Source organism: Nocardioides sp. (genome assembly GCF_034670285.1).
GTDB lineage: Bacteria > Actinomycetota > Actinomycetes > Propionibacteriales > Nocardioidaceae > Nocardioides.
This window is the reverse complement of the sequence record NZ_JAXMNS010000221.1, coordinates 1-6,165: the sequence shown is the minus strand read 5'-3', so window position 1 is coordinate 6,165 and position 6,165 is coordinate 1. Positions and strand designations below refer to the sequence as shown.

Genomic DNA, 6,165 nt, shown 5'->3' with positions numbered 1-6,165 from the left:
CCTTCGACGACCTGATCTGCCAGGCGCTGTTGCAGGAGCGCGACGCCGAGATCGCGCTGTCCCCCGGATTCCGGTGGGGCACATCGCTGCTGCCTGGTCAGGCGATCACGGTCGAGGACCTGCACAACGCCTGCGCGATGACCTATCCGGCCGCCTACCGCTCGCCGATGACCGGTGCTTTCCTGAAAGAGATCCTCGAGGACGTCGCCGACAACCTGTTCAACGCCGATCCGTACTACCAGCAGGGGGGCGACATGGTGCGGGTCGGCGGGATGGGTTACCGCATCGACCCGACGGCCGCCATCGGCAGCCGGATCTCCGAGATGACCGTCCTTAAGACCGGCGAGCCGATCGACCCGGCGCGCGAGTACATCGTCGCCGGCTGGGCTTCGGTCAACGAGGCCACCGAGGGCCCGCCGATCTGGGATGTCGTGGAGAGCTACCTCGCCCGCAACCCGGTCGTCCGCCTGGAAGAGAACCGATCGGTGAAAGTGACGTCATGAGCCATCCCACATCATCGCAGCAAATGATGCCCCCACAGAGCCGAAAGACCGACCGGCCCGGCCCCAGCCGTCGGCAATTCCTGTCGTCCGGACTGTTGGCAGGCGGTGCCGTGGTCGCGACCGGCTTTGGAGCGACACGCTCGGCCGCCGCCGCCGGTGACCGACTCGGAGTCGCCGGCCTGACCGGGCATCAGTCGGAGCACGTCGTCGCCGTCTCCGAGGCGTACGTCGAAGGGTCGGCCCTGCCCGGACGCCGACCGTCGCGGGTCCTCGGTGAGGTCGAGGACGTCGTTCCCTGCACCGCCGACGAAGGTGAGCGCCGTCCACGACGAGCGGCCGAGGTGATAGTCCTCGAAGCCGCTCAGCGCGCTCGTGGCCTCGTCGGTGCTGATCTGCTGAGCCGGGACGTCGACGGTCCAGGAGGTCGCCACGCGGGTGACGACGTGGAAGGTGTCGGCGCCGGGTCCGCCCTCGAGGCTCGTGGCGTCGACCGCCTGGTGGATGCGGACGTCGTCGGCGCCCTTGCCGGCGTCGATGACGGCGCTGCCCTCGGTCACACAGACGAGGTCCCTCCCGCCCCGCGCCAGGACGTCGGAGCCGTTGCTGACGATGACGTCGCGGCCCTCGGTGCCGACGAGCAGCGGTGTCTCGGCCGAGCCCATCAGCGTGATCGCCTCGCCCTGGCACGTGGCCGGTGCGGCGGCGGCCGGACCGGGGAGTCCGGTCAGCGCGGCCAGGGTGACGTTGACAGTGACAGCGAGCGCGAGCAGACGCACGATTTCCCCCCCGAGGTGCGATGACGACCCGCTCAGCATGCGCCTCGATCGCGCCTCGCGCCAGAGGTGCGCTCAGAAGCCCGTCGTGCAGTACGGCGCCGGTCCGCCGTCGACCAGGGCGCCCCAGCGCGCGAGCGCCTCGTTGCTCCCACCCAGGCGTCCAGCCGAACGCAGCGTGGGCGTGTCGACGCCGCCGAGGTAGAGCGCGCCGAGCGTCTCGGCGCTGAGGATCACCTCGGCATGAGCATCGGTGCGGACGACGGTCGCGCGGCCCTCGGTGACCGTGACCTGCCAGGTGCCGTCGATGAGCCCCAGCGGGTCCTCGAGGCCCAGGGCGACCGTGCCATCGGCATACCAGGGGCGCGCCTCGAGAGCGGCGACGACGTCGAGCACGCGGAGCCAGAGCAGGTCGTCGACCTTGGTGGTCGTGACGCAGCGCGGGTCGACCAAGGCCCACTCGAGCGGGTCGACCAGTGGGGCGCGGCCCCACCGGACCCGCTCGGTGAGGTCGATGCCGCCGAGGAACTGCCAGAGCGCGAGGTAGGCGGTCGGCGTGGTCGCCGCGACGTCGCCGACATCAACGGTGGACCGCCCGTCCTGGGTGCCCTTGTGGGTCCAGGAGGCGAAGCCGTCGGGGCGGCCCGCGGCGTCGAGGTGGAGCACGAACCGGACCTTGCGGTCGGGGGCGCCCTGCTCCCAGTCGAAGCGTCCGGTCAGGAAAGCCTCGTAGAACGCCGGCCAGGCGAGGGCGCCGCGGGTGGACCGCACCCGCTCCGCGTGGATCGTCTTCAGTGACTCCCAGACCTCGCTCGGCTCGACGATCTCGAGCGAGCCCGGGTCGTCGAAGGGGCGCAGGGCGAAGCGCGAGGTGACGTCGATGCTGAGGCTGCGCAGTCGCGTGGCCAGGCCGAAGCCGAAGCGTCCGTAGATGCTGCCCTCGGTGACGGTCAGGCCGGCCAGGGCGTGGCCGCGCTCGGCGGCCGCCGCGAGGTCGCGGTGCATGAGCGAGCGGAGCAGACCACGTCGTCGGTGGGAGGGGCTGACGGTGACGTCGGTGATCATGTGGAGGGGGAGCGTGCGTCCGCCCCCGACGTTGAGGTCGCCACCCGCCCAGCTCGCGAAGGTCGCGACCGGGAGGTTCGGCGAGGCGACGGCGGTCGTGTCGGGCCAGAAGCCCTGGAGCCGGACGGCGTCGGCGCGGGCGCCCTCGAGCCAGACGGTGCGGTGCTCGTCGGTGGGACGGCCCTCGTGGAAGCCGCGCGAGAGGGCCTCGCCCCAGCCGTGCAGCAGCTCGCGGTCACCGTCGGTGTCGTGGGCCGAGGGGTCGAGGGTGCGAAAGGTCAGGCCGGTCTGGTCGGGCTGGTCGGACTGATCGGTACCGGGCTGGATGTCGGAGCTCACGGCGGATCAACCTACGCCCCCGGCGTCCCGCCGCACGAGTAGGTTTCCGTCCATGGCGAAGACTTCTGCAGCCGAGGTGCAGGCCGGCGACCGGACCGTGCGCGTGTCGAGCCCTGACCGGGTGATCTACGAGGCCACCGACCGCACGCCCGAGGTCACCAAGCTGATGGTGGCCGAGTACTTCGCGAGCGTGGACGACGGGCTGATGCGGGCGCTGCGCGACCGGCCGACCGCGCTGGAGCGGTGGACCTCCGGCGTACGTCCCGGCATGACCCTGGCCACCGGACCCCAGGACCGCAACGCCGACGCTTTCTACCAGAAGCGGGTGCCCAAGGGCGCTCCCGACTACCTCGAGACCGTGCGGATCACCTTCCCCAGCGGACGCCCGGCCGACGAGATCTGTCCCACCGAGATCGCGGTGCCGGTCTGGTGCGCCCACATGGGCACGCTGACCTTCCACCCGTGGCCGGTGCGGCGCGACGACGTCGACCACCCCGACGAGCTGCGCATCGACCTCGACCCGCAGCCCGGCACGACGTTCACCGACGCCGTCCGGGTGGCCGGGGTGGCCGACGAGCTGCTGCGCGAGCTCGGGCTGGTCGGCTACGTGAAGACGTCGGGCAACCGTGGCGTGCACGTCTACGTGCGCATCGAGCCCCGCTGGGAGTTCGCCGAGGTGCGCCACGCCGCGATCGGCTTCGGCCGCGAGCTCGAGCGGCGTGACGACCAGGTCACGACGGCGTGGTGGAAGGAGGAGCGGGGCGAGCGGATCTTCGTCGACTTCAACCAGAACTGCCGCGACCGCACGATCGCGTCGGCGTACTCCTTGCGACCGCTCCCCGGGGCTCCGGTCTCCACCCCGATGACCTGGTCGGAGCTGGCCGGGGTCACCGACCCGGGGGAGCACCACCTGTTCTCTGTGCCCGACCGACTCGCCGATGGCGACCCGTGGGCCGGCATCGACGACACGGCGTACTCGCTCGAGCCGCTGCTCGCGCTGTGGGAGGCCCAGGTCGCCGAGGGCCACGGCGAGCTCAACTTCCCGCCCGACCACCCGAAGATGCCGGGGGAGCCGCCTCGCGTGCAGCCCAGCAAGAAGGTGGCCGAGCACTGGGACGACGACGGCAACCGGGTCGGATAGCCTCGCGGGCGTGATCAAGCTCCTCATCGTCACCGGCTCCGGGCGCAGCGGCACCAGCTCGGTCGCCGGCACCCTCAAGCGTTTCGGCTTCCACATCCCGCAGCCCGAGGTCGCGGCCGACGACAACAACCCGCGCGGCTACTACGAGCCACTGTGGGTCGCGGACTTCCACAAGTACTGGCTCAACGCGCTGCCGGTGCGCACCATCGACACCCGACCCCACGCGGGCGACCTGGCGATGGAGTCGGTGACGCCCGAGCGCGAGGACGAGCTGCGCACGTGGCTCGACGACGAGCTGGCGGCGTACGACGACGGCTCGGTCGTGGTGGTCAAGGAGACGCGTGCCTACTGGGTCTACCCGCTGTGGCAGCGCGTGGCCGCATCGACCGGCGCCGAGCTGTCGAGCCTGACGATGCTGCGCCACCCCACTCAGGTGGTGCGCTCGCGTGACTCGGCCTACCTCAGCGACAAGAGCGACGCGGTGCGTCGCCTCCGCGAGATCGCCAACGTCGCGGCCTGGATGAACTCGGTGTTCGTCACCGAGCGGGCGACGCGCGACAACCCGCGGGCGTTCGTGCCCTACTACGACCTGATCGGCGACTGGCGCACCGCGATGACGCGCGCCTGCGGGCAGCTCCGCGTCGACCCCGGCGACCTCACTGCTCCGCACGACGTCGACGACTTCCTCACCACGTCGCTCAACCGCTCGTCCGACTCCTGGGACGGCCTCGACGTGCCCGACGACCTGCGCACCCAGGCCGAGGCCACGTGGACCGCGGCGATGGCGCTGGTCGAGAACCCGTTCGACGTGGCCGCGATGGCCGAGCTCGACCGCCTCTCGGCGGCATACGCCGCCTACTACGAGGTGGCCGCGGCGCTCGCCAACGACGACACCGCGATGCACGTGACGCGCACGCGCAACGACTTCACGGGCCGACTGGCCGAGAAGACCAAGCGGGTCGAGCGCCAGAAGGCCCGCATCGCGGCTCTCGAGGCACAGCTGGAGGAGCGCCCGTCGGCGAGCGTCAAGGGACGGCTGCGCTCACTGCTCGGTCGCTGACTCCCACGGCGCAGCGACGGGGTAGTAGTCCTCGAGGAACTCATGCAGCACGACCTCGAGACGCTCGGGACGCAGGGCGTGGTCATGGTGGTCGGCGAGGCAGATCGAGTCACGGTCGCGCTGCCGGAGCACCCTCAGGCGACGCTCGAGGTCGGCGTTGCTGATGTCGACGAAGGCGTGGGTGGGCTCGACGGCGAAGGCGGTGCCGGTGAGCAGGCCGTAGTGCTGGGCCAGTGAGCTGGTCACCGACACGTCGGTCGCACTGCGGAACGGAGCTCGGGCCGTCGCGCTCAGGGCCTCGGAGAAACGCGCCTCGAGCGCCTCGAGCACCGACACCCGCAGCGACTGCGGGGCGTGGAGCAGGGTGTGCGAGAGCGTGGCGCCGAACGCGTCCTCGAGGAGAGCCCGGTTGTTCCACGCAGCCATGAGGTAGGGCGGTGCGCCGACGTCGTCGCCGAGGTCGACGGTCATGGGCGACAGGGCCACAGCAGTCATCCCGGAGGGGGAGAAGAACGCCTCGGGTCGCTGGGGGCGGCCGAGCAGGATGTCGTCGTTGAGGTAGACGAAGTGCTCGGCCAGGCCCTCGATGTGGTGCAGCGCGGTCTCGATGGCATGGGAGTTGAACGTCGGCAGCGCCTCGGCCGGGAGGATGTCGCGGTGGTCGACGAGGTTGATCTTCGGGTGGCCGGTGTCGAGCCAGTCGGGCACCTGGCCGGCCGTGACGAGATGGATGCGTCGCACCCAGGGGGCGAAGAGGTGCAGACTTCGCATCGAGTAACGCAGCTCGCCGTGGTCGACGAAGCGAGCGCGGCCGCTGGCCTCGCGGGTGAGCGCGGTGCCGGCGAGGTCGACGAGCCTCGCGCGGCGGGCGTCGTCCCAGGCCTCGTCGGTGCCGTCGACCCAGGTGTAGACGACGTCGACCGGGAAGCGGCACTCGGTGACGCTCGGTGACGCCATCAGCGGCAGGGTGGGCACGTCGACCCCGGCCACGCTCGCGGTCACCGCGGCGGCGCGCGCCTCGGCGCCGATCCGGGTGGCGTAGGGGTTGGGCCCCGGCGCGAGCAGGTCGCCGGACGGCTCGCCCTCCCAGAACTCCACCTGCACGCCACAACCCTCGCCGAGCAGGCCGGGGCGGTCATCGACCAGCGGCCACGGCTCGACGTAGAGGGTGGCGGTGAGCCCGCGCCGCAGGTCGGCGGCGAGGTCGGCGAGCGTGCCGCGTCGCTCGTGCCAGCCGTGGTGGGCGGGGTCGCGCAGGGAGAGGTAGGCCGCGCCCCCGACGTC

General features: G+C 71.5%; 6 protein-coding genes. 3 read left to right on the top strand and 3 right to left on the bottom strand.

The annotated features are described in order from the left end of the window. Positions 1-503: 5'-nucleotidase C-terminal domain-containing protein (locus VOI19_RS11980; protein ID WP_323793192.1), on the top strand; the 503-nt coding region annotated here is incomplete at its 5' end. 11 nt (positions 504-514) lie between these two features. On the opposite strand, the gene VOI19_RS11975 is transcribed toward VOI19_RS11980, so the two are convergent. Both VOI19_RS11975 and VOI19_RS11970 read right to left on the bottom strand, forming a co-directional pair. Next, positions 515-1,279 (bottom strand): hypothetical protein, encoded by a 765-nt coding sequence (locus VOI19_RS11975; RefSeq protein ID WP_323793191.1) that lies wholly within the window; start codon positions 1,277-1,279, stop codon positions 515-517. Positions 1,280-1,351: 72 nt separating this feature from the next. Next, entirely contained in the window at positions 1,352-2,680 is a 1,329-nt protein-coding gene (locus VOI19_RS11970) for a GNAT family N-acetyltransferase (protein WP_323793190.1), read from the bottom strand. Between the two features lie 52 nt (positions 2,681-2,732). Between VOI19_RS11970 and VOI19_RS11965 the strand changes: the two genes are divergently transcribed. Continuing rightward, entirely contained in the window at positions 2,733-3,821 is a 1,089-nt protein-coding gene (locus tag VOI19_RS11965) for a DNA polymerase domain-containing protein (protein ID WP_323793189.1), read from the top strand. Positions 3,822-3,831: 10 nt separating this feature from the next. Next, complete coding sequence (locus VOI19_RS11960; protein WP_323793188.1) at positions 3,832-4,881, top strand: hypothetical protein; 1,050 nt, start codon at positions 3,832-3,834, stop codon at positions 4,879-4,881. Here the strand turns inward: VOI19_RS11960 and VOI19_RS11955 are convergent. Beyond that, the coding region (locus VOI19_RS11955; RefSeq protein ID WP_323793187.1) for a stealth family protein at positions 4,864-6,165 on the bottom strand (1,302 nt) is incomplete at its 5' end. The two genes, VOI19_RS11960 and VOI19_RS11955, sit on opposite strands and share 18 nt — an antisense overlap.

What these genes read in the sequence shown, in the direction of transcription:
- VOI19_RS11965 (WP_323793189.1), top strand. Translation starts at nt 2,733, where the DNA reads ATGGCGAAGACTTCTGCAGCCGAGGTGCAGGCCGGCGACCGGACCGTG.